We start from the raw sequence: 25,518 nt of genomic DNA, 5'->3' as shown, positions 1-25,518 counted from the left end.
GAAAAGGCTACCTGAAAGCGAAGCTTCAATGCAGTTAAAACGCAGTACAGCAAAGTTTCTGCGAAGCTAAATTTTTCAGGTAGCCTTTTTGTAAATCCAGGCCGTTGTTGCTAGCCAAAGAAACCCATGCGCACTTGAATCAGTTTCTCCAATTCGCTCACCACGCGGCGGCGAGCCACAAACAGGATGATGTGGTCGCCGTCGGCCAGTTGCACGTCTTGATGCCCCATAAATACTTCTTCACCGCGCACCACGGCGGCAACGTGGCAACCGTTGGGCCAGCGCACGGCGCTCACGCGGCGGCCGACCAGCTTGGAGGTATCTTTGTCGCCGTGTGCCACGATTTCGATGGCTTCGGAATTGCCGCCGCGCAGGGGGTGTACAGCTTCCACGTCGCCGCGCCGGATATGCGCCAAAATTGAGCCGATGGTCACCAAGTGGGGCGACACGGCGATGTCGATGGTGTTACCTTGCAGCAAATCCACGTAGCTGGAGCGGTTTACGATGGCGATAACGCGTTTGGCACCGAGGCTTTTGGCCAGCATACCGGCCATGATGTTGTTTTCGTCATCGTTGGTGAGTGCGCAGAACACATCGATTTCGTCGATGTATTCGCCTTCAAGCAGGCTTTCGTCTGCAGCAGAACCGTGCAGCACGAGAGTGCTGTTGAGGTTTTCAGAAAGCCATTCGGCACGTTTTTCGTTGATTTCGATGATTTTCACATCGAAGCGGTCTTCCAGCTGGCGGCTGAGGCGGAAGCCGATTTGGCCGCCGCCGGCGATCATCACACGCCGCGTGGGCTGCTGCTGCGGGCGTAATTCGCGCAATACTTCGGTCACTTGAGAAGTGGCGGCGGCCACGAATACTTCGTCGCCCGGCTGAATTACGGTTTGTGGCGTGGGCATAATCAGCTTGTTGTTGCGGTAGATGGCGCAGATTTGGCAGTCGGTGTCTTCGGGCAGGTGTTCGTGGATGGTGTGGATGGGCTGCCCCAAAAGCCGCCCGCCGCTTTGTGCGCGTACCACGAGCATGCGCACTTTGTCTTCGGCAAAGGTGAGCACCTGCAGGGCGCTGGGGTGGCAGAGCAAATCGGCCAGCCGCTCGGTAACCAGCTGTTCGGGGCAGATGGATTCGCTCACACCGAATAAATCGAGCGTGCTGCGGCCAGCGTTATCTTCTTCGACATCGCAGCTGGTGAATTCTAAATAATCGGAAAGGCGCACGCGGGCGATGCGGTTAGGAATGTTGAACAGGCTGGAAGCCAGTTTGCAGGCGGCTAGATTGGTTTCATCGTGGCGGGTGAGGGCAAGCAGCAGATCAGTGTCGTAGGCGCCGCCTTCGGCCATCATGGCTGGTGAGGAGCCGTTGCCCAGCAGGGTTTGCACATCGAGCTTACTGCCGATGTTGTGCAGGGCTTCGGGATCGTTGTCGATGATGGTAACGTCGTGGTTGGGGATTTCCACCAGATTCTGTGCTACGGCAGTGCCTACTTGGCCGCTACCTAAGATGAGGATTTTCATATTGGAAGATTAGACTTGGTGGCCAAAGTTTCAGGTAACCTACCAAAGGGTTAGGAAATAAAGGTAAATGCGAGAGGCCGCTTTAAACCATAGCGGGCTGAATGCCGGAAACTAGTTGCTTGAGCCGCTCAGGTTTGAGCAAGCGGATGTGTTTGTATTCCACTTCAATCAGCCCTTCTTGGCTGAATTTGGAGAGTGTTCGGCTCACTGTTTCCAGCTTCAGCCCCAAATAGCTGCCGATTTCCTCGCGCGACATACGCAAAATAAAATCGTTGGCCGATAGGCCACGTTTTTTCAATCGTTGTGACAAATTCAGCAAAAATGCCGCCAGCCGCTCTTCGGCACGCATATTGCCCAAAAGCAGCATCACATTTTGGTCACGCACGATTTCTTGGCTGAACAGGCGGTAGAAATGTAGCTGCAATTCGGGTACCGCCGCGCACAACTCTTCCATACTAGCATAGGGCAGCTCGCACACTTCCGTATCTTCCAGCGCCACCGTATCGCAGTAGTGTATTTGGTTACAGATGCCGTCCATGCCCACCAGTTCGCCCGACATAAAAAAACCAGTAACTTGATCCCGCCCGTCTTGGTTGGCTATAACCGTTTTCAGGAAACCGGTGCGTACCACAAACAGCGAATCGAACCCGTCACCATTACGGAACAGGAAATCACCTTTTTTCAGGCGACGGCTGCGTTTGATAACCGCATCAACGCGTTCCACTGCCACCGCAATCGCGGCATTGGGCTGGCATAGTTCTTTAAAAACGCACCGCGAGCAAGTTGTGGAGTGGGGCATGGCTTTCATGTGTGTGCTAACTTTCTAAGCAAGAAGAGCCTATGAAGCGGCGGCAATTATCGTTTATACTTGCCACCTTGCAATATTTGGGGCAGATTGCCGAACACTGGCATTTTACCCGATTTCACAAACAAAACCTATACTACATATTTATCAAATAGTAGCAGCAACATAAATACAACCATGCTTACCGACCACACTCAAGAAATTATCTTCGACCGCTAGCTTATCACCCCCTACCCGCCAATGATTCATACTACATCCCTATCTCCACCGCTGACCACCTCTACAACAGCTTCACTGCCAATACTACATCCGAGCCGTGCAAAGTCTCCCCTGGCCTCCTCTCGCTCTATTAATCCACATTCCCTTCCGCGACACCATCTGCCTCCAATGCCGCATTGACACCAACATCGTGCCCGATAGCAACACCAAGCTAGACATGTTCCAGCAAATCGTGCAGCACTGGCCAGTGAAGGCTACATTTTTATCGGCGTGGACACACCACTTTGCCAAACCTAAAGACGAACCCTCTATAACCTTGCGTGAAGGTTGTATGCTCCTTCTTCCGAGGCTACTTGCTCAACGAAAATGACTTGCTGCTCCGCTGAATGTCGACAGCCCTCTGTCCCAGTACTTTGCCGCCGAAGGCTTGGTTGAGCTAAATGAAACCAGCCTGAGCGTTACCCCAAAAGACCATTTCCTCATCTGCAACATCGCCATGATGTTCAATCGCCATCTGCACTCCCGCGATACCGCCGCCAAATATTCGCAAATCGTGTTAGCCATTTTTTCTTCACAGAAACTTAACCTTGGTTGCGCCAATACATTGTTTTAATTTTGTTGAATCTAAGGTGAGCAACGCAATAGGAAGAAAGAAGTGCTTTAGTTATCCTGCGCCTCTCCCTCCAAACCCGATATAATCCCGCCATCATGAGCAAACCCACCGCCAAACCCCGCAAGCTCCCGAAGCCCGATCCGCGCCGCGCCCGAGCCGGCGAAGAGCTGCAACGCCACCTCGGCCACAGCTTCCAGAATTCCCGCCTCTTCGAGCAGGCGCTCACCCACCGCAGCTACAGCGCCCAAAACAACGAACGCTTCGAGTTTGTCGGCGATGCCATCCTCGATTACAGCGTGGCCAAAATGCTATTCGACGCCTTCCCCGGCTACAGCGAAGGCGAACTCTCCCGCCTGCGTGCCAATCTGGTCAACCAAGACGTGCTCGCCGAAATCGCCCGCAGCATGGGCGTGGGCGATGCGCTGTATTTGGGCGTGGGCGAGCTCAAAAGCGGCGGTTTCGACCGCCCCTCCATCCTGGCCGATGCCGTGGAAGCCCTATTGGCCGCCATCAGCTTCGATGCCGATTTTGCCGCCGCCGAGCAAACCGTGCTCCGCCTGTTTGCCCAGCGCATCGCCAACATCGACTTGAGCAACCAGGGCAAAGACCCGAAAACTCTGCTCCAAGAAGCCCTGCAAGCCCGCCGCCTACCCCTGCCCAAATACCGCATCGAGCACCAATCCGGCGAAGGCTGCGACGCTCGTTTCGACATCGCCTGCGACTTGGGCGAACTCGCCCACATCACCCGCGCCCAAGCCGCCAGCCGCCGTGCTGCCGAGCAGGCCGCGGCCAAAGAGGCGCTGGATTGGCTGCAGGAGCACCACCCCCTGCCCGGCAAAAACAAAAAACACCGCCAATCCCGTGCCTGAATCGCTGCTGATGCCGCCATCGTTCAGGCCAATAATGTTTGAGCTAATGCAAACAAGCCTTACTGGCAGGATTTACTGATAGAAAACGGCGTATTATATATAGCTACTCATTTTCAACTTAATAAAGGATTCAATCATGGTTTTTGTATTCAGCGTCTTATTCGGCGCCTTTATCGGCATTTTCTTCTTATGGTTTTCTTCCAAAAACGCGGTAAAAGACCATCCTGAACTGCGCATCCATGTGCCTGAAGGAGCGGAAAGCTCGCCAGAATGGCAGGAGTGGGCGCAGGAAAACGACTATAAACTGAACGACAAAGGCGTGTGGGCCAAAGGCACCGGTATGCTTACCAGCGCCACCGAAATCCGCTTTGAAGGCAACGATATGTTGGTTCAGGAGTGCATTAACTTCCTGCTCGGCATCAACCGCTTCGCCATCAACGCCCCCATTCTGGCCGGCAAACCCGTGCGCATGGTGAAAATCAAAGCATTGAACAAGCTCATGGCACAGTGGAATCTGCCCGAAATCGTGTTCGGCAACCCAGAAGACAAAGTTCGCATTAAAAACTAAGCCGCTATATTTTAGCTTTGTTGAAGCCCACGTTTTCAGGTAGCCTATTGAGCATTCCGCACAAGCTACCTGAAAATATATCCATATGAACAACATGAATTATTCCAACACCAAACATCCAACCGCCTTCCGCTGCGGCTTCGTGGCTATCGTTGGCCGGCCAAACGTAGGCAAATCCACGCTGATGAACCACCTCATCGGCCAGAAAATCAGCATCACCAGCAAAAAGGCCCAAACCACCCGCCACAAAATCACCGGCATCTACACCGATGCCGACACCCAATTCGTGTTCGTGGACACTCCAGGCTTCCAAACCCGCCACCGCAACGCGCTCAACGACCGGCTCAACCAAAACGTTACCGAAGCCATCGGCGGCGTAGATGTGGTGGCTTTCGTGGTGGAAGCCATGCGTTTCAGCGAAGCCGACCGCGCCGTGATCCGCCTACTGCCCAAACACCTGCCCGTAATTTTGGTGGTGAACAAAATCGACCGTGCCAAAAGCAAAGCCGAGCTCGACGACTTTATCCAACAGCTGCAGCAAGAATTTAATTTTGCCGGCGTAGAGGCCGTGAGCGCCAAACATGGGCTGCGCATCGGCGAGCTGCTCGCCATCCTGCGCCCCCACCTGCCCGAGGGCGTGCCGCTCTACCCTGAAGACGCGGTAACCGACCGCTCTGCCCGTTTCCTCGCCGCCGAAATCGTGCGCGAAAAACTGTTCCGCCACCTCGGCGAAGAGCTGCCCTATGCCGCCAACGTGGCGGTGGAACAGTTTGAAGAAGAAGACGGGCTATACCGCATCTACATCGCCGTGTTGGTAGACAAAGACGGTCAAAAAGCCATCATCATCGGCAAAGGCGGCGAAAAACTGAAAAAAATCTCCACCGAAGCCCGGCTAGATATGGAAAAACTATTTGAAACCAAAGTATTCCTCAAAGTTTGGGTGAAAGTGAAATCCGGCTGGGCAGATGATGCCCGCTTCCTGCAAGAATTTGGTCTATAGGGCTGCTTAGTTGAAACTCACGTTTAGCTGCGCAGAAATTCGCTTCGCTCATTTTAACTGCGTTGAAGCTCAAGCTTTCAGGTAGCCTCAACCCTTCTGCCCGCTAACCGCCCGTATCGGCAACACACCGCCACCCATCACTCCATCCAACCATCCCCACCGGAGGCCATATGTCGCACCCCATCACCCCCGAAGCCGCCCAAGAGCGCATCAACCGCATCCAAGCCCTCTACCGCGAATGGGAGCGCCTGCTGCCCGAACTGGAGGCTGCCCAGGAGCAATGGCAGCACGCTATGCAGCTGATGCGCGAAATGTCCGATTTCTACGACCGCGAATACATGCCGCTGCACCAAGCCATCGAAAACGGCCTGCCCGTTTCCCTGGCCACCGAAGGCGAATACAGCATCATGAGCGAAGATGCCCTGTGGAACGCCTTCCAGCAGCAATACGATCTATCCTGGGCCTGGCTGCGCGCCGCCACCCACGAGCTCGACCCACAAAACCGCTTCCACTTCGACCCGGCAGCAACCGATGAATAAACAAAGGCTACCTGAAATTTCAGGTAGCCTTTGTTTGGGCATATGCCTTATTTCTGGTTGGCTTCCAACGCTTGCTGCAAAGCATCTTTCGGCATATAGCCGGGCACCACTTTGCCGTTGGGGAATACCATGGTGGGGGTGCCGTTGAAGCCGTAGCGGTTGCCCAGCGCCATGGTTTCTTTCACCGGGTTTTCGCAGCCGGCGGATTCGGGCGGCACGGTACCTTTGCGCATCCAATTGATCCAGGCGGCGGTGCGGTCGGGGCTGCACCAGATGCGCACAGCTTTGGCTTCTGCAGCGGGGTGCAAATCGGGGATGGGCATCATGAAATTGTAGATGGTGATGTCGGTCATCTGCTCGAATTCTTTTTCCAAACGGCGGCAGAAGGGGCAATCTGGGTCGGAGAACACAGCCACTTTCAGCCTGCCGTTGCCGCGCACTTCTTTAATGGCGGAATCGAGCGGCAGGGTGGAGAAGTCGATGCGGTTGAGCTCTTCGCGGCGGGTTTCGGAAAGGTTGCTGCGTTTGTTCACATCGATCAAATCGCCGGTAAACATATAGTTGCCGTCGCCAGTCATGTACACCAGCTGATTGCCAGAAAAGAACACTTCATATAGGTTGTCTACGGGAGCGGGGGTAACGCTCAACACTTCCAGGCCTTGGTCGCCGTAGGTTTGGGTGAGCTTGTTGCGGATAACGGCTTCGGGGCTGCCGGCGGGCGCGGAGGCGGCCGAAGCGGCAGCACTGGAGGCGTTTTGCTGCATGGCGGGCTGGGCGTTGCAGGCGGCCAGAGGCAGCAGCGCGGCCAGCAAGATGGCGGAGAGGGTGTGCTTCATTGGTTTGTTCTCATTAGGTGGTTGTTAAAACAGGGGCGCATTATACCGAAATCTGCGCGGGTAGGCTTTTACGGTGTGTAAATGTAATTTATTGCCCGGATTGGTTTTCAGGTAGCCTTTGAAAGGCTACCTGAAACTGTTTGAGCAGCAGCAATGTTTTCTTCAGCCCACTATCCCCGGCCAACGCGCCAATACGCGTTCTACGGCATCGGGCTGGCGCAGCAGTTCGCCCTGCCATTGCTCGGCGGCCTGCTGCCATGGCGGCAGCTGTTGCAGCAGTTGCCGCCAGCTTTCGGCACGGGCGGCGGGTGTGAGCGTGGCAACGTGGTTCAGGTCGTCGGAGAGGGCTTGGTGGGCGGCAGGCAGCGGGGCAAACGCGGCGGCTTTATGCCAGAAGGCGTGCAGCTTGGGCAGGTGTGCCTGCTCGGCCTGGGGATAGATATGCCACAGCAAAGGTTTGCCGGCGAGCTGGGCACGCACGAAGCTGTCTTCGCCGCGCACGATGGCCATATCGGCCAGCCACAGCACGGCGTCAAATTCGGCCTGCGGCACAAAGCCGATGCGGATCAGCCGCACCGCACCGGCCTGCCACACGCTGCCGGGCTTGCGCAGGGCATGTTCGGGAATCGTGCCGGCTTGGCGCAGGCTGTGGATAATTTGCCGGTCGGCCAGCCATACGTCTAAGGCTTCGCCTGCTGCCTGCCAGGCGGCGAGCCAATCGGCCCATTGTGCGCCGGCATAGCCGAAGCAGAAACATTGCACGGCGCGGCGCGGGGTTTCAGGTAGCCCCAAGCGGCGGCGCAAGGCGGCTTGGGCGGCGGGGTTGGCGAGAAAGGCCTGCTGTTTTTTCAGGTAGCCTGCTTCGCGCAGGAGGCCGCCGCTGATTTCGCTAAAACCCATCAGCCAAAAATATTTTTCCGTGCCGTCGGCTTGCAGCGAAGGCTTGCCGTGCATGGCTTCCGCCCAAGGTTCGGCGCTGAGGTATTCCCAATTGAGCCACAGCGGGCGGTGTGTGCGGACGGCGGCAAGCGCGGCGGGAGGCAAATCGCAGCCGAAGGTTTCAATCACCAAGGTGGGCGCAACCGCAGCCAATTCGGCCGCAATGCTTTCAGCCGCATCGCCCTGCCAATGGTGCGCCCGAATTGCGACAGGCGGCGGGGCTTCGCCGAGCAGTTTGGCCAGTGCGGCGGGATGGTCGTGCCAGAGGGCTACCTGAAAGCCGGCTTCGTTCAGCCGGCGTGCCAGCCGCAGGGAAACGCCGATGTCGCCGTAGTTGTCGATCACGCGGCAAAACAACCAGGCGGCAGGCGGGGTGTCAGTATGTTTGGGTGAAAAAAACGGGTTTGATGGCACGATAAATCTTTCGCTGGGCAAATCTTCAGACAGGACGGCAATTTACGTTAGCTACGCGCTCTGTCAAGCGTTTTGGCAGAAATTTTTTTGGTTTTCCCACAAAGAGCTAAGGAAGCCGCTTTCGGATTGGCATAAAGGCTCAAATCTGCTGCTTGACAAGTTTCGCTTTCATTTAACATATTGATATTTATATTTTTTATAAAAATTGGGCATTTTTTACGCAACCTAAGCCAAGGCCTGATTTATCAGGAAATCTTACGCTTCCCACGGGGTTTTCCACAAAGTTTTCCACAGCTTTTGTGGGTAAGGGATAAAGCTGCAATAGCCGCGTTTTTTTGGCAGATTATTGCCTGCGGCAGATGGGGCGAACAGGTTGGGGGCAAATGCCGTTGGAACACAGGCAACCGACTAAATTTCAGGTAGCCTTGCGCATTGCTGCATCACTCAATGATGATAGCAAAAATGGCCTGTTTGGCAGGGAAAAGCGTTTCTAAGCTTGCGGGAGCTGGAGGCTACCTGAAAATGCCGCTTCAATGGTAATCATCATTTTTAGCTTGGTTAGAAACTGCATCCGAACCGACGCTTTCAGGTAGCCTTTTGCCGCGCCGCCGTTTCGGCTACCATAGCTGCCGTTTTATTGATTAAAGAAGCAATCATGACTTTCCAACAATGGCTGGATACCTGCCGTCTGCCCCGCCTGGAAGCGCGGCTGCTGGTGGAAGCCGTGTGCCGCATCTCTCATGTGCGACTCATCAGCCGCAGCGGCGACGAGCTGCCGCAGCCGCAACGCGCCGTGCTCGACATACTGGCCGCCCGCCGCCGCCTAGGCGAGCCGATGGCTTATCTGCTCGGCAGCCGCGAGTTTTACGGCAGAAGTTTCCGCGTGTCGCCCGCCGTGCTGATTCCGCGCCCCGAAACCGAGCTTTTGGTGGAAGCCGCACTTGCACGCCTGCCCCCGGGCGGGCGGCTGTGGGATTTAGGCTGCGGTAGCGGCATCATCGGCCTCACCGTAGCGCTGGAACGCCCCGATGCCGCCGTACGCGCTTCCGACATCAGTCCCGATGCGCTGGCCGTGGCGCAAGCCAATGCCGCCGCGCTGGGCGCAAGCATCGAATGGGCACAAGGCTCGTGGTTTGCGGCTCTGCCCGCGGCAGAAGGCCTGTTCGACATCATCGCCAGCAATCCGCCTTATATCGAGGCTGGCGACGAACACCTGACTCAAGGCGACCTGCGCTTCGAGCCCGCCGCCGCGCTCACCGATTTTGCCGACGGCCTCAGCCATATCCGCACCCTTGCCGCCCAAGCTCAAGGCTACCTGAAACCCGGCGGCTGGCTGCTGCTGGAACACGGTTGGAACCAAGGTGAAGCCGTGCGCGGCATGTTGGCCGAACACGGCTGGCAGCAGGTGGAAACCCTGCGCGATTTGGCCGGGCTGGATAGGGTGGGCATCGGGCGGAAGGCGGTATAGCTAGCATACTGTATACAGCCTTGGCTTGCTGCTTCGTCTGCGCAGTACTTCCGTTATACACGGAGATAAGCAGCTTTATTGTATCGGCACACTCAAAAGGCTACCTGAAAACCGGTTTGCAGTTTTCAGGTAGCCTTTGTTTCGCCCGAGGGATTAGTTCGGGATATATTGCAGCGGGTCTACCGGCTGGCCGTTTTTACGCAGCTCGAAGTGCAGCTGCACGCGCTGGCTATCGCTGTTGCCCATGGTGGCAATGCTTTGGCCGCGCCGCACGGTTTGGCCTTCGCGCACGAGCAAGCGCTGGTTGTGGCCGTAGGCGGTGAGGTAGGTTTGGTTGTGCTGTACGATGATGAGGTTGCCGTAGCCGCGCAGGCCGGAACCGCTGTACACCACTTTACCGTCGGCAGCGGCCACGACGGGCTGGCCGGCGGTGCCGCCGATGTTGATGCCTTTTTCACTGCCGCCGAAGCGGGTGAGGATGTTGCCGGCGGTGGGGCGCTGCCAGGTGATGCCGGCGGCACTGCGGGTGCTGCCGGATACGGAAGGCGTGGCGGCTGGGGTGGCCGCAGTGTTAGCCGACGGGCGGGGAGTGGGCGGCGCGGGGCGGTGCGCGGCGGAGTAGCGGGCGGCGGGGTTTGCGCAGTAGCGGGCGGAGTGTAGCCGGCGGGCTTCACACGCAATACTTGGCCGACGCTGATGTTGTTGTCGGACAGATTGTTCCAAGCGCGCAGATTGTCTTGGCTAATGCGGTAGCGCAGGGCGATGTTATACACGGTGTCACCGCGCACTACGGTGTGCTGGGCGGCGTTTACGTCCACCGGGGCGTAAGACGGAGTGTAGCCGCTGCCGCCGGCAGGAGCGGTGCTGGTTGCGGGCGGGGTGTAGGGAGTGGTGTTGGCGGATTGGGTGGCGCCAGGCGGGCTGTAAGGCTGCGCGCCGTAGGGGTTGCTGTCGGCCGCGGCGGTGTTGCCGCCGTAGTTGTTGCCGTAGCCTGCGCCGTTGCCGGACACTACGGGGGCGGGCGGCTGGGTGAGGGAGCAGGCGCCGAGGAAAACGGTGAGGGCGAGGGGAAGGGTGCGGAAGGTAAACAATTGATTCATGGGGATACGGGCTTTCTGTGCACGGAAACAGCGCAATCATAAGCAATCCGTGCGGTTTCATGCAAGGTTGGGCGGCGTTTATCGCGGTTAAGTTCCGTTAATCAGCGGTACAAAGCGGGCTTCGTGCACGCAGGTTTCGTGGAAGCCGTGGGCAGTTTTTTCGATGAGCCACAAGTATTGCTGCCCGCCTTCGTCCAGCGGGATCACCATGCGGCCGCCCACGGCGAGCTGTTGCAGCAGTGGCAGCGGCACTTCGGCAGGCGCGGCGGTCACGAGGATGCCGTTGAACGGGGCGACTTCGGGCAGGCCGAGGTAGCCGTCGCCGCACACCAGCCGCGTACCGCCAAGCAAACGGGCGGTGCGCAGATTGTGTTTGGCTTTTTCGTGCAGCGCCTGCAGCCGCTCTACCGAATAAATCTGCTTGAGCCCAACGGCTTGCAGCACGGCGGTTTGGTAGCCGCAGCCGGTGCCGATTTCCAGCACCGGGCCGAAATTTTCCGTGGTTTCGTTGCCAAGCATGAGCTGGGTCATCACGGCCACAGTATAAGGCTGGGAAATGGTTTGCCCCAGCCCCAAGGGCAGCGACATATCATCATAAGCGCGCGAGCGCAGGGCTTCTTCCACAAACACATGGCGCGGCACGTTGCCCATGGCGGCGAGCACGTCGGCGCGGCTGATGCCCATTTTGGCCAGCCGCTGCACCATATTGCGTCGCCGCCAATCGAAGCTGCCCAAGGCGTGTGCTGCGTTCATAGCTCGGTATCCTGCCAGAATTGCGCCACGCCGCCTAAACCGGCGTGGTCGGTTAAATCGACGGAGAGCGGGGTAACCGTGATCATGCCGGCTTCGTTTTGTGTGAAATCGGTGTCGTCTTCGCGGCTGAGTACTGCACCGGCTGCGCCAATCCAATACACATTCTCGCCGCGCGGGCTGCGGGCGGCCACCACGCTTTGCTGATGATGCCGCCGCCCCAGGCGCACGGTGGTGATGCCTTGGATTTGGTTTTCCGGCACCGCCGGGATGTTGACGTTCCACAGCACGGGCGCGGCGGGCTTGGGCACGGCAAATAGATGGGTAAGCAGCCGCCACACGGCCTGTTCGGCGGTGTGCCAATAGCGGCCGCTTTTGTCGTTGAGCGAAAAGGCGATGGCGGGGATACCGAGCAGATAGGCTTCGGTGGCGGCGGCCACGGTGCCGGAATAGAGGGTGTCGTCGCCCATATTCGCGCCGTGGTTGATGCCGGAAAACACCCAGTCGGGCTGGAAATCGGGCAGGCTGTGCAGGGCGAGGTGGATGCAGTCGGTGGGCGTGCCGTCCACAAAATAGAAGCCGTTGGCGGCTTCCTGAATGCGTAGCGGGCGGTCGAGCGTGAGCGAATTGCTGGCGCCGCTGCGGTTGCGCTCGGGGGCGACCACACGTACGTTGGCAAATTCGGCGGCCACCCGGGCAAGAATGGCGAGGCCTTCGGCTTGGTAGCCGTCGTCGTTGCTGATGAGGATATTCATGGTTGGCTTGGGGCTACCTGAAAACGGGTGATTTGGGGTTTCAGGTAGCCTGCAAATGGGGCAGCAGGCTACCTGAAATTGGATTTGGGATTTTGGCGCTGTTAAAGTGGCCGCATTGGCTACACAAAATCCAAGCTCGGCATTGCTAAGGCCTTGCTTTCAGGTAGCCTTTGGTGTTTACAAAACGGTATTGGCCGGCTCGTAGTCGATCACGTCGCGGATTTTGTTTTGCGCATCCACCAGCACCACTTTCGGCCGGTGTGCGGCAATTTCCGGCTCGGAGAGCAAAACGTACGACATGATGATCACCACGTCGCCCGGCTGCACCAGCCGCGCCGCCGCGCCGTTTAGGCAGATTTCGCCGCTGCCGCGCTCGCCGGCGATGGTGTAGGTTTCCAGCCGCTCGCCGTTGTTGTTGTTCACAATCTGCACTTTCTCGTTCACGCAGATGCCCGCCGCATCCAGCAGATCCAAATCCACAGTAATGCTGCCTACATAGTTTAAATCGGCGCGGGTAACGGTGGCGCGGTGGATTTTGCCGCCCAGCAAAGTTCGGAACATATCGGGAATCCTGGAAAAAAGCGGTATTTTATCGCAAGCGGTACGCGGGCTAAAGGCTGCTGGCTGCTTTCAGGTAGCCTTATTCTGCTCCGCAGCCGCAGGGCAGGGAAGCAGAAGCTTGCAGGCTGAGCTGTTTACGCTGCAGCGCTTTTTCGTGGCGGCAGCGCTGGCGTTCGCCGGTGATTTGCAGCGGCGGCACGGGCACGGGCTTGCCGTTTTCCATGGCCACCATGGTGAAATAGCAGCTGTTGGTGTGGCGCACTTGGCCGGTGCGGATGTTTTGCGCTTCCACACGGATGCCGATTTCCATAGAGGTGCGGCCGGTGTAGTTGACGCTGGCGTAGAACGTAACCAGCTCGCCCACGTGAATAGGCTCTTTAAACAATACTTTGTCCACAGACAGGGTAACGCAGTAGTGCCCGCTGTAGCGGCTGGCGCAGGAATATGCCACCTGGTCGAGCAGGCGCAAAAGCTCGCCACCGTGCACATTGCCGCTGAAATTGGCGGCGTTGGGCATCATCAGTTCAGACATCACCAGTTCGTGCGCGGGCAGCTGGCGGGTGTGGGATTCGGTCATGGTGTTCCTCGGTGCGTGAGATAAAAGAATTATTTTATGCTATTAATGCAGCATGGTTTGATTAAACTTGTTTATGGTGCGATTTCTGCATGCCCCGCCAGCCGTTGACCACCAAAAGCAGCAGCCCCGCCCAAATCAGGCCGTAGGTGATGTAGGCAGAGGCTTGCACCGGCGTTTTTAGCACCAACACCGCCAGCAAAAACAGCAAGGCCGGCTCCACATAGCTGAGCATGCCAAATAGGTTGATCGGCAGCAGCAGCCCCGATTTCATGTTCAGCGACATCGACACCGCGCTCAAGCCGCCCAACAGCGGCAACAGCAGCCAACGGCGCGGGCTGGTGAGAAACTGTTGCACAAAACGCGGCATTGCTGCCAGAACGAGCGTCCACGTCATTATCAGCCACAACCCTGCCGCTGTCATCACCATGCGCAGCGCAGACACATCCGTACCGCTAATCGGCTGCATCCAATGGCTAAACAGAGATACAGCACGCTAAACAGCAACTGCGACAGCAGGCACAACACCACGCCTTTGCTCAAGTCAGACACAAACACCCGGGGAGTGAATACAGAAAAGTGTGATTATATAATGAATTAACTACCCTATCGATACCAATCGGCGAACTGCAGCCCAACATTGTGGCAAAATTGAAATCAATCCACTCTATTGGCTTATGGAATACGGTGCAGAATTTTAGGTAGCCTGAGACCTTTGCAAAACCCCGGAGTTGAGTGCAGTTCAAAGTGGTAGCATTGCAGAATATGCAGATAAGATTGGAATATTTTCAGGCATTCGAGAAGCGAGGCGAAGAAATGTGCCGAAGATGGAATTTTGTAAAGGTTTCAGCCTTGATAAGCCGACCTTCCGCCTTATATAAATCCAAGCGGCAGACAGAATGCCGCTCTCCCCCAACCCAATCAGGAGATTAAAACATGAGTAAAGATTTTGACCAGCAGAAAGAAGAGCTCTTGCAAGAAGTGCGCGCCGTGCTCGATGACGTGGAAGAGCTGTACCACAGCGGCGTTGAAGAAGGCAGCAAAGAAGCCGAGCAGCTGCGCGGCAAGCTGCAACGCAAATTGCAGGCCGCCCAGCGCAAATTGGGCGATTTTGAAGAAGTGGCTGCCGAGCGCGTGAAACAAACCGCCCGCCAGGCCGACCAACTGGTGCAAGACAAACCCTACTACGCCATGGGCTTCGCCGCCCTCGCCGGCTTGGTAGTGGGCGTGCTGCTCAACCGCCGTTAATCCTTGCCCCCAGCCGCCCGCCCCGCCCTGTGCAGGCGGGCGTTTTATCATTGCGCCAAATAGGCAGAGCATAGCGTTGCCCGCCTATTTGGCACCTCTATCCCCATCCGAACGGGAGCGCCGCATGAGCCTCAAACACAACATCAACCACATCCGCTTCCTCGTCAACCAAGGCGCGGATCTCTTGCTGCTGCGCCTGCAAATCCTCGGCATCGACCTTTCCGGCCAAGCCACAGGCTTCATCAAAATCACTGCCACCCTGCTCGCCGGCAGCGTGTTGCTGCTCGCCGCCCTAATCAGCCTCTTCTTCGGCCTCGATGCCGTCCTGCCTGTACACGTCAAAATCTGGGTATTTTTCAGCCTGCCCGTATTGCTCCTGCTTATCGCTTGGTTCTTACTCTCCCGCGCCCTAGCTGGCTGGCGGCAGGCTGGTGTTCAGGTAGTCTCCACCCTCGCCGACATGCGCCGCGACCTCGACACCCTGCGCGGCCATACCGCCGGCACAAACACCCCGCCTGCCGACACCGCGCCGGAGCAGCCAGAATGAATCCACAGTCTCAGCAGCCGCTCAGCAAAGCGCAGCAGCGCGAACTTCTCGCCCTGCAGGCTGAACTCGCCCGCCTGAAAATCCGCAGCGAAAACCTGCGCCAACAAGGCCGAAACCGCGCCGGCAAGCCCATCGACTGGCTCAAACTGGCCGACAGCCTGCCTTTGGCCATGCTGCTGTGGCAAGCCGCCGTCCTACCCGCCCCCAAACAACGCCAACTGCTGCCCAAATTCGGCCGCCTGCTGTGGCGCTGGTGGAGCAGCGAACCGGAGAAAAGGAAAAAGGGAAAATAAATATTGGGGCTGATGGCCAAAGACTACCTGAAACCTGTTCCTTTCCCCCTATAGGTGAGCCGCAAAGTCGTTGGTGCGAAACAGAAAGGCTACCTGAAAACCGGTTTGAACCGTTTTCAGGTAGCCTTTCTTACATTCGGCCGGTGCTTAAAGTGTTTCCACCGTGTGCTGGTCGTTGGTGTAGATGCAGATGCTGCCGGCGATTTCCAATGCTTTTTTCACCACGGTTTCGGGCGGCAGCTCGGTGTTTTCCACCAGTGCGCGGGCGGCAGCCTGGGCGTAGGAGCCGCCGCTGCCGATGGCGGCGATGCCGCCTTCCGGTTCGAGTACGTCGCCGTTGCCGGTGATGATGAGGGTGTTGTCTTTGTCGGCCACAATCAGCATGGCTTCGAGGCGGCGCAGGGCGCGGTCGGTGCGCCACTCTTTGGCCAGCTCGATGGCGGATACCGTGAGCCGGCCTTGGTGTTTCTGCAATTTGGCTTCAAAAAGCTCAATCAGAGTAAATGCATCGGCCGTGCCGCCGGCAAATCCGGCCAAAACGGTGTTGTTATACAGTTTGCGCACTTTGCGCGCGGTAGCTTTGATGATGGTGTTGCCCAGGCTGACCTGTCCGTCACCGCCAATGGCGACTTGGTTGCCTCGGCGTACGGAAACGATGGTGGTGCCGTCGAATTGCTGCATGGTGCTTCCTTTTTGCAATGGTTTTTAAATGGTGGGTATGGGCGGCAGATTAGGGCGGCGGCGCGGATTTCAATTTTTCAGGTAGCCCCAACGCGAGATGAGGCTATCTGAAAGCCGGGTTGTCTGCTCTAGCGGGCATTGGCGGTGGCGGCTTGGGTGGGGATGAGGGCGAGCCATTCGATATTGCTTTGGGCGAAGGCTTCGGGAAAGAGATATTCGCCGCGGAATACGGCCAGGTCGATATGTTGCCAGGGTGGATTGAAGGCTGGTTCTTGGGTGCGTACGGCATCGAGCAGGAGGATGGTGCAGTAGTAGGGCTGTTCGGTGCGGGCGGTGAGGCGGAAGGGGCGGCCGGCTTGGGCCGCGGCGTTGTTCGTGGCTGAGGAAGCGGGAGCGGGCGTAGGCGGTCTGCCGGGAGAGGTGGGGCGCGGCGAATTCGGCCAGCGGGGTGAGCAGGACTTGGTTGGGATGGGCGGGATCGTCGTCGGTGGTGGCGTGGGCAATCCATACTTCGGGCTGGGTTTGCACCACGATGCCGATGTGGGAGAAACGGTTGCGGCTGAGCTCGCGGATGAGGTGGCTGTCGGATGAACTGCTCGGCGGTTTTTTCGGGCGTGCCGCCGCCGGAACAGGCGGCAATAAACAGGGTGAGTGCGAAGGCGGCAAGGGCTTTAAACAGAGTGCGTATGGGCATCTCCGTGAGGGTGGGAAAATGGGACTTTACAAAGCAAGGCGGGGCTTGTCAAACGGGGGTTCAGGTAGCCTTTCCCACTGGCTTTAGGCCGCTTTGCAGCGGGCGATGACTTCGTCGGCCAGTTCCAGATAGGCGATGCTGCCTTTGGCTCTGGGGTCGTAGGCCAGGGCGGGCATGCCGTGGCTGGGGGCTTCGGCCAGGCGTACGTTGCGCGGGATGATGGTGTTGAACACGAGGCGGGAGAAGTGTTTTTCCAGCTGCTCGCCCACTTCCAGCGACAGGCGGCTTTGCGGGTTGTACATGGTGCGCACGATGCCGAGGATATCGAGCTTGGGATTGATGGCTTTGCGGATTTTGCGCACGGTGGCGATGAGGTCGGAAATGCCTTCGAGGGCATAGTATTCGCACACCATGGGCACGATGAGGCGGTCGGCAGCCACCAGGCCGTTGAGGGTGAGCAGGGTGAGGGTGGGCGGGCAGTCGATGAGGATGTAGTCGTATTCGGGCAAAAGCGGTTTGATGGCGGTTTTGAGGCGCATCTCGCGGGCGATTTCCTGAATCAGCTCCACTTCTGCTCCGGCCAGGGAGCGGTTGGCGCCGAGGATGTGGTAGCGGCCGTGCGGGCTTTTGAGGCGGGAATCGGCGGCTGCGGCCTGCTCGAGCAGCACTTGATAAGTGCCGCTGCGCAGGCTGCTTTTATCTATGCCGCTGCCGGTGGTGGCGTTGCCCTGCGGGTCGAGATCAACCACCAGCACGCGCTGTTTGCGTTCGGCCAGGGAAGCGGCCAGATTGACGGCGGTGGTGGTTTTGCCCACGCCGCCTTTTTGGTTGGCTATGGCGATAACGGTAGCGCTCATCATCTGGCCTTTCTATGGGAGGGGTTGGGGAAGCTGGAAATTCAGGCTAATTACGGATTCATGCACGCTTTGGGCGCATGATCACCATATGCCGCTCGGCTTCCAGCAAGGGTACGTCGAGCTTATCGACAGACACCACTTCGATATTCGCGGGCAGCTGCTCGATTTCTTCGTAGGGATACACGCCTTTCATGGCGGCCCAATAGCCGTTTTCATTGAGCAGGTGTTTGGTGAGCGCGGCAAAATCGGCCAGCTCGGCAAAGGCGCGGCTGGTTACCACGTCTACTTTTTTATCGTAGATGGTTTCCACACGGCCGGCGGCCACGGTAACGTTGCTCAAGCCCAGCTCAATCACGGTTTGCTGCAGGAAGGCGGTTTTTTTGGTGTTGGCATCGAGCAGGGTGATTTGCAGGTCGGGGTGGCAGATGGCGGTGGGAATGCCGGGCATGCCGCCGCCGGAGCCTACGTCCATCAGGGTTTTCGCTTCTTTCACATAGGGCAGCAGGGTGAGGCTGTCGAGAATGTGGCGGCTGATGATTTGGTCGTTGCGGCGTAGGGCGGTAAGGTTGTAAGTGCGGTTCCACTTTTGCAGCAGCGAGGCGTGTTCGAGCAGCAAAAGCTGCTGGGCGGTGGAAAGGTTGAGGCCGAGGGCGGCTAAGCCTTCTTGCAGTTGTTGTTTGTTGTCCATAATTGTGTGTTTGAATTTTGGATAAAGATTAGGGCTACCTGAAAAGGTTTCGGCTGTTTCAGGTAGCCTGTTGGAATGTTGGGCGGATTTTACTCCATCTATACAAAGAATAAAATCTGGCAGCTAGGAAACCTTGTACCGACTGGCCAGCCAATAGGCGCGGATGTGGTCGAACGCCCAGTTGTAAACCAGGGAATAGAGCACAATCAAGAGGGTGAGGCTGATGTCGGTGAGCAGCGCCTGCCACAGCGTAATGTGCAGAAACCAGGCAATCAGCGGCGTGGTGAAAAACAGCAGCCCGCCTTCAAATGCGCCGGTTTGCAACATCCGCACACCCCAACCGCGCCGCTCGCGCCGGCCGGTGAAGATTTTGTCGAACCCCCAGTTGAACAGGAAATTCCACACCATCGCCGTTACCGACACCGCCACGCTCATGCCAAACGCCGTGCCGGCATGGGAAAGCCCAAACAGCAGCACGGCCACGGCAGAAATCAGCACCGCGCCGGTTTCAAACAGCAGGGCATGGATAAAACGCTCGAAGAAGCTCACGATTCGGCTCGCGTGGGAGAAGGATGGATATTATAGCGCAGAGGCTACCTGAAACTTTCAAGCAGCCTCTTACTCTTTACTCTAAATAGCTGCGGCTTGCCGAATTTCAGGTAGCCCCATCCAGCTAAATCAGCTCTGCCTGCTTCAGCTCGTTCTTCAAATAAGCATAATACACTGGCGAAATGATGATGCCGCCGATGCCGAAAATGCGTTCGAACACCACCATTACCAGCAATAATTCCCATGCGCTAGATTCGATTTGCGAGCCGATGATTTTGGCGTTGAGGAAATATTCCAGCTTGTGTACCACCACCAAAAACACCAGCGAAGCCGCGGCCACATAGAGCGACGCGCCCAGGCTGAGGATGATGATGACCGTGTTGGATACCAGATTGCCGGCCACCGGCACCAGCCCCACCATAAATGCAATCACCAACACGGTGAGCCGGAAAGGCAGCTCCACGCCGAAGGCGGGTAGAATCAGATACAGGTACACTGCGGTAACGGCGGTATCGATTAAGGAGATTTTCACCTGGGCGATAAACACGCGCTCGAAGCTGGTTTGGAAGTTGGTAATGCGCCGTACCAGCTGGGCTTTAAACGGCGGCATCTGATGGCGGCTGCGGCGGGTGTTGAGGCGGTGGAAGCTGAGCAGCGCGCCGATAATCACGCCGATGAGCACGTACACGAAGGAAGTGAAGCTGTTTTTGCTGATGCGGGTGAGCGTGGCACCGTATTCGGTGAGCAGCTCGGCGGCGGCAGCTTTGATTTCGGCCAGATTTTCGGGCAGCATGTTCAAAATGGCGGGCGGCAGCTCGCCGCTGTTTTTGGTGTCGGCCAGAATGGCAGCGAGCTTGGCCAGCATCACTGTGATGTGCCCGCTGTGAATCAGGCGGTACACACCCAACGCCATCAAAGTGATGGCCAAGAGCACCAGGCTGATGGTGAATGTGGCGGACACGAGGTTGATGTTGCGCACATTGAGCGAGCGGTGCAGGAAGGTGTTGTGCGGCAGCAGGCGGTGGCGCATCCACAAAATCAGGCCGTTGGTGCGGTTGATGAAAATGTAGGTGAGGATGATGGAGAGCAACAGCGGCAGGAAGCGGAAATGCAGGATAATCAGCAGCGCGGCGGCCATCAGGATATAGGAAGCTGTGCGGAATTTGGAGTGTTCGGTGTGCATGATGTGGTGTGGGTAAAGGGTGGGGCTACCTGAAAAGCGGGAATCGGGTTTCAGGTAGCCTTTCTCGGGATGAGATTAAACAGGCTACCTGAAACCGAATAGGTTGGCTTATTGTACAGTTAAAGTATCTGCTCCCTATTTCGCATCTTTAAACCCGCGCTTCAAATGCACCATCAGCAATGCCACCGCCGCTGGGGTTACGCCGGAGATGCGGCTTGCTTGCCCAACGGTTTCGGGTTTGTGCTGGTTGAGCTTCTGCTGCACTTCGGCGGATAAACCTTTGACTTTACTGTAATCGATGTCGTCGGGCAGCTTTAAGGTTTCGATGTCGCGGCGGCTGTCGATTTCTTCGTTTTGACGGTCGATATAGCCTTGGTATTTGACTTGGATTTCGACTTGCTCAATCACGTTTTCAGGCAGCCTGCACTCGGGTTCTGCGCCTTCGAGCGTCATCAGTGCGGCGTAGTCGAGGTTCGGGCGGCGCAGGAGGTCGTGCAGGTTGGCTTCGCGGCTGAGTTTTTGTCCGAACACGCGGATTTGTTCGGCTTCGGCGAGTTTTTGCGGCGTATACCACGTTGTTTTCAAACGTTGGATTTCGCGTTCGATGGCTTCGCGTTTTTCGTTGAACATGCGCCATTGCGCTTCACCCACCAAGCCGATTTTGTGGCCGTCTTCGGTCAGGCGCATGTCGGCGTTGTCTTCACGCAGTTGCAGGCGGTATTCGGCGCGGCTGGTGAACATGCGGTAGGGTTCGTTCACGCCTTTGGTGATGAGGTCGTCCACCAATACGCCGAGGTAGGCTTGTTCGCGGCGCAGCAGGAGCGGGTCTTGTTCGCGGACGTATTGCACGGCGTTTGCGCCTGCGATCAGGCCTTGTGCGGCGGCTTCTTCGTAGCCGGTCGTGCCGTTGATTTGTCCGGCGAAGAAGAGGCCTTGGATGGTTTTGGTTTCGAGGCTGGCTTTGAGGTTGCGCGGGTCGAAGTAGTCGTATTCGATGGCGTAGCCGGGGCGCAGGATATGGGCGTTTTCAAGGCCTTTCATGCTGCGCACGAGCGCGATTTGGATGTCGAACGGCAGGCTGGTGGAGATACCGTTGGGGTAGTATTCGTTGGTGGTCAGGCCTTCGGGTTCGAGGAAAATCTGGTGGCTGTCTTTGTCGGCGAAGCGGTTGATTTTGTCTTCGATGGACGGGCAGTAGCGCGGGCCGACGCCTTCGATTTTGCCGGTGAACATGGGGCTGCGGTCGAAGCCGCTGCGGATAATTTCGTGTGTTTCCAAATTGGTATGCGTAATCCAGCAGGACACTTGGCGCGGGTGTATATCGGCGTTGCCGCGCACGGAAAAGACGGGCACGGGCGTGTCGCCGGGCTGTTCGGTGAGCTGGGAGAAATCAATCGTGCGCCCGTCGATACGCGGCGGCGTGCCGGTTTTCAGACGACCTTGCGGCAGGTTCAATTCGCGCAAACGTCCGCCGAGCGATTTGGCGGCGGGATCGCCGGCGCGGCCGCCTTCGTAGTTTTCCAAACCGATATGGATTTTGCCGGACAAAAACGTGCCTGCGGTCAGCACGACGGCGCGGGCTTTAAATTCCACGCCCATCGCGGTGATTACGCCTGAAATGCGGTCGCCGTCCAGCGTTAGGTCGTCAACAGACTGCTGGAAAAGGTCGAGGTTTTCTTGGTTTTCCAGCATTTCACGGATGGCGGCTTTGTACAGGATGCGGTCCGCCTGCGCGCGCGTGGCACGAACCGCCGCGCCTTTGCTGGCGTTCAGACGGCGGAACTGGATGCCGGATTTGTCGGTGGCCAACGCCATTGCGCCGCCGAGCGCGTCGAGTTCGCGTACTAAATGGCCTTTGCCGATGCCGCCGATGGAGGGGTTGCACGACATTTGTCCGAGCGTTTCGATGTTGTGTGTGAGCAAAAGCGTCTGCGCGCCCATACGTGCGGCGGCGAGCGCGGCTTCCGTGCCTGCGTGTCCGCCGCCGACGACGATAACGTCGTAGGTTTTGGGGTAGAGGATGGTGGGCATGATTGTGTGGGTAGCAAAAAATCAAGCGATTATACGCGGTTTTGCCGCCGGATGAGGCTACCTGAAAAACAGGAATGGGTTTTGAGCTTGGCAGAAACCCTGCCTTGGCTTCTCCCAAATATTGTTTTAGCTCCGCAGAAACTCGGCTTCCTCCGGAAATCTCGTTTTGGCGAAATTCGCTTTGCTCATTTTTCAGGTAGCCCGTGCTGGGATAGAGGCTACCTGAAAAAGTTGTGTGTTTGAAAAACGGCTTTCAGGTAGCCTTTTCGGTTTGCAGCGTGAGGTAAGAAGCTAGCTGAAAGTGTTACAATACGCGGTTTCTTTTTATTCGAGCTTTCCGACTTCATCATGTGCAATCACAACCACCCACACCACACCCGCGACAACGACACCATCCGCATCCGCGGCGCGCGCACGCATAATTTGAAAAACGTCGATTTGGACATTCCGCGCCACAAGCTGGTGGTGGTCACGGGGCTGTCGGGCAGTGGCAAGTCGTCGCTGGCGTTTGACACGCTGTATGCCGAAGGGCAGCGTCGTTATGTCGAAAGCCTGTCCGCCTATGCGCGGCAGTTTTTGCAGATGATGGACAAACCCGATGTCGATTTGATCGAAGGCCTGTCGCCCGCGATTTCCATCGAGCAGAAATCCACCAGCCACAACCCGCGTTCCACCGTCGGCACGGTAACGGAAATCCACGACTACCTGCGCCTTTTGTACGCCCGCGTCGGTACGCCGTATTGCCCCGAACACAATCTACCGCTATCCAGCCAAACCGTGTCGCAGATGGTCGATGCCGTGTTGAAGCTGCCGGAAGACACGCGCGTGATGATTCTGGCGCCGGCGGTGCGCGAACGTAAGGGCGAGTTTGTCGATTTCTTTGCCGACTTGCAGGCGCAGGGTTTTGCGCGGGTACGCGTGGACGGCGAAGTCTATCAGTTGGACGAAGTGCCGAAGCTGGAAAAAAACATCAAGCACAATATCGACGTGGTTATCGACCGCGTGAAAGTGAAGGCAGACATCAAGCAGCGGCTGGCGGAAAGTTTTGAAACTGCGCTGCGCCACGGCAACGAACGCGCGCTGGCGATGGAGATGGACAGCGGCGAAGAACATTGGTTTTCCGCGCGTTTCGCCTGCCCAGTGTGTTCGTACAGCCTGCCCGAATTGGAGCCGCGCCTCTTTTCGTTCAACAACCCGATGGGTTCCTGTCCGACTTGCGACGGCTTGGGCAACACCAATTTCTTCGACCCCGAAAAAGTGGTCGCCCATCCTGAATTATCGTTGGCAACGGGCGCGATTGACGGCTGGGACAAGCGCAACCAGTTCTATTTCCAAATGATTCAATCATTGGCGCGGCATTACGGTTTCGATGTGCAGGCTGCTTGGGAAACGCTACCTGAAAAAGTCAAAAAAGTCGTGCTGCACGGCTCGGGCAAAGAAGTCATTGATTTCACTTACCTGTCCGAACGCGGCACCACCTTCAACCGCAGCCACGCCTTCGAAGGCATCATCCCCAATCTCGAACGCCGCTATCGCGAAACCGACAGCGAAACCGTGCGCGAAAAACTGCGCGAATACCAAAACCACCGCGCCTGCCCGAGCTGCGGCGGCGCACGGTTGCGTAAAGAAGCGCGCTACGTTTACGTCAGCGGCGAGCCTTTACACGAAGTTTCCGCCTGGCCGCTGACCAAAACCCACCAATTCTTTGAAACGCTGGATTTAGACGGCAACAAAAAACAAATCGCCGAAAAAATCCTCAAAGAAATCACCGAACGGCTCGGCTTCCTGATTAACGTCGGACTGGACTACCTGAATTTAAGCCGGTCCGCCGAAACCCTCTCCGGCGGCGAAGCCCAACGCATCCGCCTCGCCAGCCAAATCGGCAGCGGCCTGACCGGCGTGATGTACGTTTTGGACGAACCCTCCATCGGCCTGCACCAGCGCGACAACGACCGCCTGCTCGCCACGCTCAAACGCCTGCGCGATTTGGGCAACAGCGTGATTGTGGTCGAACACGACGAAGATGCCATCCGCGAAGCCGATTTCGTCGTCGATATGGGCCCGGGCGCAGGCGAACACGGCGGCAACGTATTGATTGCCGACACCCCCGAAAACGTCGCCAAATGCGAAAAATCCGTTACCGGACAATACCTCAGCGGCAAAAAATCCATTGCCGTGCCGTCTGAACGCACGCCCGTCAATCCCGACCGAATGCTCGTCCTCAAAGGCGCGCGCGGCAACAACCTCAAAAACGTAACCCTCGAACTGCCGCTCGGTTTGATTACCTGCATCACCGGCGTATCCGGCAGCGGCAAGTCCACCCTGATTAACGACACCCTCGCCAAAATCACCGCCCGCGAACTCAACCGCGCCCAAGAAGAACCCGCCCCATACGACGACATCCACGGCCTCGAACACCTCGACAAAGTCATCAACGTCGACCAATCCCCCATCGGCCGTACCCCGCGCTCCAACCCCGCCACCTACACCGGCCTGTTCACCCCCATCCGCGAACTCTTCGCCGGCGTCCCCCTCTCGCGCGAACGCGGCTACAACGTCGGCAGATTCTCCTTCAACGTCAAAGGCGGCCGCTGCGAAGCCTGCCAAGGCGACGGCGTCATCAAAGTCGAAATGCACTTCCTGCCCGACGTATACGTTCCCTGCGAAGTCTGCCACGGCAAACGCTACAACCGAGAAACCCTCGAAATCCAATACAAAGGCAAAAACATCAGCCAAGTCCTCGACATGACCGTCGAAGAAGCCCGCGAATTTTTCGACGCCGTCCCCACCGTATCGCGCAAACTGCAAACCCTGATGGACGTAGGTCTGGGCTACATCCGCCTCGGCCAGTCCGCCACCACCCTTTCCGGCGGCGAAGCCCAACGCGTCAAACTCGCCTTGGAACTCTCCAAACGCGACACCGGCAGAACACTCTATATCCTCGACGAACCCACCACCGGCCTGCACTTCGCCGACATCGCCCTGCTGCTGGAAGTCATAGGTCGTCTGAAAGGCAAAGGCAACTCGATTGTGATTATTGAGCATAATCTGGATGTGATTAAAACCGCGGATTGGATTGTGGACTTAGGGCCGGAAGGGGGCGATGGCGGGGGGAGGATTATTGCTTCAGGTAGCCCCGAAGAAGTGGCGAAGGTTAAGGGGAGTTATACTGGGAAGTATTTGAAGATGGTTCTGTAATTTGATTTGTTTTCTTAAA

Annotated in this window: 26 protein-coding genes and 1 pseudogene; 10 read left to right on the top strand and 17 right to left on the bottom strand. The window is 57.4% G+C overall.

Annotated features, from left to right (window positions below):
- Positions 1-110: 110 nt before the first annotated feature.
- Together trkA and EZJ17_RS09075 are read right to left on the bottom strand one after the other, a co-directional pair.
- Positions 111-1,520: a Trk system potassium transporter TrkA gene (gene trkA / locus EZJ17_RS09080; protein ID WP_067440005.1), complete on the bottom strand. Its 1,410-nt coding sequence runs from the start codon at positions 1,518-1,520 to the stop codon at positions 111-113.
- 82 nt (positions 1,521-1,602) lie between these two features.
- Positions 1,603-2,328, bottom strand: coding sequence for a helix-turn-helix domain-containing protein (locus tag EZJ17_RS09075; RefSeq protein WP_082886457.1), 726 nt, complete (start codon positions 2,326-2,328; stop codon positions 1,603-1,605).
- Positions 2,329-2,971: 643 nt separating this feature from the next.
- On the opposite strand from EZJ17_RS09075, the gene EZJ17_RS09070 reads away from it, so the two are divergent.
- The 5 genes from EZJ17_RS09070 (at position 2,972) to EZJ17_RS09050 (ending at position 6,133) form a co-directional block, all read left to right on the top strand.
- A complete protein-coding gene (locus EZJ17_RS09070) occupies positions 2,972-3,157 on the top strand; it encodes a hypothetical protein (RefSeq protein ID WP_067440008.1) in 186 nt (61 codons plus the stop codon).
- Positions 3,158-3,252: 95 nt separating this feature from the next.
- Positions 3,253-4,026 carry a ribonuclease III gene (gene rnc, locus EZJ17_RS09065; protein WP_231868034.1) on the top strand — a complete coding sequence of 258 codons (774 nt, stop codon included), beginning with the start codon at positions 3,253-3,255 and terminating at the stop codon, positions 4,024-4,026.
- Between the two features lie 136 nt (positions 4,027-4,162).
- A complete protein-coding gene (locus EZJ17_RS09060; protein WP_067440011.1) occupies positions 4,163-4,594 on the top strand; it encodes a hypothetical protein in 432 nt (143 codons plus the stop codon).
- An 85-nt stretch (positions 4,595-4,679) separates the two neighbouring features.
- The gene (gene era, locus EZJ17_RS09055; RefSeq protein ID WP_067440014.1) at positions 4,680-5,594 is read left to right on the top strand and encodes a GTPase Era; all 915 of its coding nucleotides are present in this window, start codon (positions 4,680-4,682) and stop codon (positions 5,592-5,594) included.
- Between the two features lie 170 nt (positions 5,595-5,764).
- Positions 5,765-6,133, top strand: coding sequence for a DUF4298 domain-containing protein (locus EZJ17_RS09050; protein ID WP_067440017.1), 369 nt, complete (start codon positions 5,765-5,767; stop codon positions 6,131-6,133).
- 47 nt (positions 6,134-6,180) lie between these two features.
- On the opposite strand, the gene EZJ17_RS09045 is transcribed toward EZJ17_RS09050, so the two are convergent.
- Both EZJ17_RS09045 and earP read right to left on the bottom strand, forming a co-directional pair.
- Positions 6,181-6,969, bottom strand: coding sequence for a DsbC family protein (locus EZJ17_RS09045; protein ID WP_067440020.1), 789 nt, complete (start codon positions 6,967-6,969; stop codon positions 6,181-6,183).
- A gap of 162 nt (positions 6,970-7,131) precedes the next feature.
- Complete coding sequence (gene earP / locus EZJ17_RS09040; RefSeq protein WP_067444476.1) at positions 7,132-8,322, bottom strand: elongation factor P maturation arginine rhamnosyltransferase EarP; 1,191 nt, start codon at positions 8,320-8,322, stop codon at positions 7,132-7,134.
- 655 nt (positions 8,323-8,977) lie between these two features.
- Here earP and prmC point away from each other — a divergent pair.
- Entirely contained in the window at positions 8,978-9,790 is an 813-nt protein-coding gene (prmC, locus tag EZJ17_RS09035) for a peptide chain release factor N(5)-glutamine methyltransferase (RefSeq protein ID WP_067444387.1), read from the top strand.
- A gap of 153 nt (positions 9,791-9,943) precedes the next feature.
- Here the strand turns inward: prmC and EZJ17_RS10970 are convergent.
- The 6 genes and pseudogenes from EZJ17_RS10970 to EZJ17_RS09005 all read right to left on the bottom strand — a co-directional run bounded on the left by EZJ17_RS10970 (position 9,944) and on the right by EZJ17_RS09005 (position 13,999).
- Positions 9,944-10,890 (bottom strand): annotated as a pseudogene (locus tag EZJ17_RS10970) (peptidoglycan DD-metalloendopeptidase family protein).
- 87 nt (positions 10,891-10,977) lie between these two features.
- Entirely contained in the window at positions 10,978-11,643 is a 666-nt protein-coding gene (locus EZJ17_RS09025) for a protein-L-isoaspartate(D-aspartate) O-methyltransferase (protein WP_067440029.1), read from the bottom strand.
- Positions 11,640-12,395 carry a 5'/3'-nucleotidase SurE gene (gene surE / locus EZJ17_RS09020; protein WP_067440032.1) on the bottom strand — a complete coding sequence of 252 codons (756 nt, stop codon included), beginning with the start codon at positions 12,393-12,395 and terminating at the stop codon, positions 11,640-11,642. Before surE ends, EZJ17_RS09025 begins: the two co-directional genes overlap by 4 nt.
- 177 nt (positions 12,396-12,572) lie before the next feature.
- Complete coding sequence (gene panD, locus EZJ17_RS09015) at positions 12,573-12,956, bottom strand: aspartate 1-decarboxylase (protein ID WP_003824535.1); 384 nt, start codon at positions 12,954-12,956, stop codon at positions 12,573-12,575.
- Between the two features lie 79 nt (positions 12,957-13,035).
- The gene (locus EZJ17_RS09010; protein ID WP_023887520.1) at positions 13,036-13,533 is read right to left on the bottom strand and encodes an acyl-CoA thioesterase; all 498 of its coding nucleotides are present in this window, start codon (positions 13,531-13,533) and stop codon (positions 13,036-13,038) included.
- A gap of 61 nt (positions 13,534-13,594) precedes the next feature.
- The gene (locus EZJ17_RS09005; protein WP_231868035.1) at positions 13,595-13,999 is read right to left on the bottom strand and encodes an EamA family transporter; all 405 of its coding nucleotides are present in this window, start codon (positions 13,997-13,999) and stop codon (positions 13,595-13,597) included.
- Between the two features lie 467 nt (positions 14,000-14,466).
- Between EZJ17_RS09005 and EZJ17_RS09000 the strand changes: the two genes are divergently transcribed.
- The 3 genes from EZJ17_RS09000 to EZJ17_RS08990 all read left to right on the top strand — a co-directional run bounded on the left by EZJ17_RS09000 (position 14,467) and on the right by EZJ17_RS08990 (position 15,618).
- Positions 14,467-14,778, top strand: a complete 312-nt coding sequence (locus EZJ17_RS09000) for an ElaB/YgaM/YqjD family protein (RefSeq protein ID WP_067440037.1) — start codon at positions 14,467-14,469, stop codon at positions 14,776-14,778.
- Positions 14,779-14,902: 124 nt separating this feature from the next.
- Positions 14,903-15,325: a phage holin family protein gene (locus EZJ17_RS08995; RefSeq protein WP_067440040.1), complete on the top strand. Its 423-nt coding sequence runs from the start codon at positions 14,903-14,905 to the stop codon at positions 15,323-15,325.
- On the top strand, positions 15,322-15,618 hold the full coding sequence (locus tag EZJ17_RS08990; RefSeq protein WP_067440043.1) for a hypothetical protein: 297 nt from the start codon (positions 15,322-15,324) through the stop codon (positions 15,616-15,618). The genes EZJ17_RS08995 and EZJ17_RS08990 overlap by 4 nt, the downstream gene beginning before the upstream one ends.
- A gap of 147 nt (positions 15,619-15,765) precedes the next feature.
- Here the strand turns inward: EZJ17_RS08990 and hslV are convergent, their stop codons facing one another.
- The 7 genes from hslV to mnmG form a co-directional block, all read right to left on the bottom strand.
- Positions 15,766-16,299: an ATP-dependent protease subunit HslV gene (gene hslV, locus EZJ17_RS08985; RefSeq protein WP_067440047.1), complete on the bottom strand. Its 534-nt coding sequence runs from the start codon at positions 16,297-16,299 to the stop codon at positions 15,766-15,768.
- Positions 16,300-16,427: 128 nt separating this feature from the next.
- Positions 16,428-16,802, bottom strand: a complete 375-nt coding sequence (locus EZJ17_RS10365; protein ID WP_067440050.1) for a hypothetical protein — start codon at positions 16,800-16,802, stop codon at positions 16,428-16,430.
- Between the two features lie 274 nt (positions 16,803-17,076).
- Positions 17,077-17,850 carry a ParA family protein gene (locus EZJ17_RS08975; RefSeq protein WP_067440299.1) on the bottom strand — a complete coding sequence of 258 codons (774 nt, stop codon included), beginning with the start codon at positions 17,848-17,850 and terminating at the stop codon, positions 17,077-17,079.
- Between the two features lie 58 nt (positions 17,851-17,908).
- Positions 17,909-18,538 carry a 16S rRNA (guanine(527)-N(7))-methyltransferase RsmG gene (rsmG, locus tag EZJ17_RS08970; protein WP_067440056.1) on the bottom strand — a complete coding sequence of 210 codons (630 nt, stop codon included), beginning with the start codon at positions 18,536-18,538 and terminating at the stop codon, positions 17,909-17,911.
- Between the two features lie 123 nt (positions 18,539-18,661).
- Complete coding sequence (locus EZJ17_RS08965) at positions 18,662-19,087, bottom strand: PACE efflux transporter (RefSeq protein ID WP_067440059.1); 426 nt, start codon at positions 19,085-19,087, stop codon at positions 18,662-18,664.
- Between the two features lie 124 nt (positions 19,088-19,211).
- Entirely contained in the window at positions 19,212-20,270 is a 1,059-nt protein-coding gene (locus tag EZJ17_RS08960; RefSeq protein WP_067440062.1) for an AI-2E family transporter, read from the bottom strand.
- 135 nt (positions 20,271-20,405) lie between these two features.
- Positions 20,406-22,301, bottom strand: a complete 1,896-nt coding sequence (gene mnmG / locus EZJ17_RS08955) for a tRNA uridine-5-carboxymethylaminomethyl(34) synthesis enzyme MnmG (RefSeq protein WP_067440065.1) — start codon at positions 22,299-22,301, stop codon at positions 20,406-20,408.
- Between the two features lie 348 nt (positions 22,302-22,649).
- On the opposite strand from mnmG, the gene uvrA reads away from it, so the two are divergent.
- Positions 22,650-25,499, top strand: coding sequence for an excinuclease ABC subunit UvrA (gene uvrA, locus EZJ17_RS08950; protein ID WP_067444399.1), 2,850 nt, complete (start codon positions 22,650-22,652; stop codon positions 25,497-25,499).
- The last annotated feature ends 19 nt before the right edge of the window (positions 25,500-25,518 follow it).

The organism is Eikenella exigua (assembly GCF_008805035.1).
Lineage (GTDB): Bacteria > Pseudomonadota > Gammaproteobacteria > Burkholderiales > Neisseriaceae > Eikenella > Eikenella exigua.
Note: the sequence above shows the minus strand (reverse complement) of the source record. Positions and strands in the feature narration are given on the sequence as shown.

Bases quoted from the DNA above. Each gene is read 5' to 3' on its own strand.
- EZJ17_RS09075 (WP_082886457.1), bottom strand. From the start codon at position 2,328: ATGAAAGCCATGCCCCACTCCACAACTTGCTCGCGGTGCGTTTTTAAA.
- era (WP_067440014.1), top strand. From the start codon at position 4,680: ATGAACAACATGAATTATTCCAACACCAAACATCCAACCGCCTTCCGC.
- trkA (WP_067440005.1), bottom strand. From the start codon at position 1,520: ATGAAAATCCTCATCTTAGGTAGCGGCCAAGTAGGCACTGCCGTAGCA.
- prmC (WP_067444387.1), top strand. From the start codon at position 8,978: ATGACTTTCCAACAATGGCTGGATACCTGCCGTCTGCCCCGCCTGGAA.
- mnmG (WP_067440065.1), bottom strand. From the start codon at position 22,301: ATGCCCACCATCCTCTACCCCAAAACCTACGACGTTATCGTCGTCGGC.
- EZJ17_RS09005 (WP_231868035.1), bottom strand. From the start codon at position 13,999: ATGCAGCCGATTAGCGGTACGGATGTGTCTGCGCTGCGCATGGTGATG.
- EZJ17_RS09060 (WP_067440011.1), top strand. From the start codon at position 4,163: ATGGTTTTTGTATTCAGCGTCTTATTCGGCGCCTTTATCGGCATTTTC.
- EZJ17_RS08960 (WP_067440062.1), bottom strand. From the start codon at position 20,270: ATGCACACCGAACACTCCAAATTCCGCACAGCTTCCTATATCCTGATG.
- EZJ17_RS08975 (WP_067440299.1), bottom strand. From the start codon at position 17,850: ATGAGCGCTACCGTTATCGCCATAGCCAACCAAAAAGGCGGCGTGGGC.
- EZJ17_RS08995 (WP_067440040.1), top strand. From the start codon at position 14,903: ATGAGCCTCAAACACAACATCAACCACATCCGCTTCCTCGTCAACCAA.
- EZJ17_RS09025 (WP_067440029.1), bottom strand. From the start codon at position 11,643: ATGAACGCAGCACACGCCTTGGGCAGCTTCGATTGGCGGCGACGCAAT.
- EZJ17_RS09045 (WP_067440020.1), bottom strand. From the start codon at position 6,969: ATGAAGCACACCCTCTCCGCCATCTTGCTGGCCGCGCTGCTGCCTCTG.
- hslV (WP_067440047.1), bottom strand. From the start codon at position 16,299: ATGCAGCAATTCGACGGCACCACCATCGTTTCCGTACGCCGAGGCAAC.
- EZJ17_RS09000 (WP_067440037.1), top strand. From the start codon at position 14,467: ATGAGTAAAGATTTTGACCAGCAGAAAGAAGAGCTCTTGCAAGAAGTG.
- panD (WP_003824535.1), bottom strand. From the start codon at position 12,956: ATGTTCCGAACTTTGCTGGGCGGCAAAATCCACCGCGCCACCGTTACC.
- EZJ17_RS09010 (WP_023887520.1), bottom strand. From the start codon at position 13,533: ATGACCGAATCCCACACCCGCCAGCTGCCCGCGCACGAACTGGTGATG.
- rsmG (WP_067440056.1), bottom strand. From the start codon at position 18,538: ATGGACAACAAACAACAACTGCAAGAAGGCTTAGCCGCCCTCGGCCTC.
- rnc (WP_231868034.1), top strand. From the start codon at position 3,253: ATGAGCAAACCCACCGCCAAACCCCGCAAGCTCCCGAAGCCCGATCCG.
- EZJ17_RS09050 (WP_067440017.1), top strand. From the start codon at position 5,765: ATGTCGCACCCCATCACCCCCGAAGCCGCCCAAGAGCGCATCAACCGC.
- uvrA (WP_067444399.1), top strand. From the start codon at position 22,650: ATGTGCAATCACAACCACCCACACCACACCCGCGACAACGACACCATC.
- EZJ17_RS08990 (WP_067440043.1), top strand. From the start codon at position 15,322: ATGAATCCACAGTCTCAGCAGCCGCTCAGCAAAGCGCAGCAGCGCGAA.
- surE (WP_067440032.1), bottom strand. From the start codon at position 12,395: ATGAATATCCTCATCAGCAACGACGACGGCTACCAAGCCGAAGGCCTC.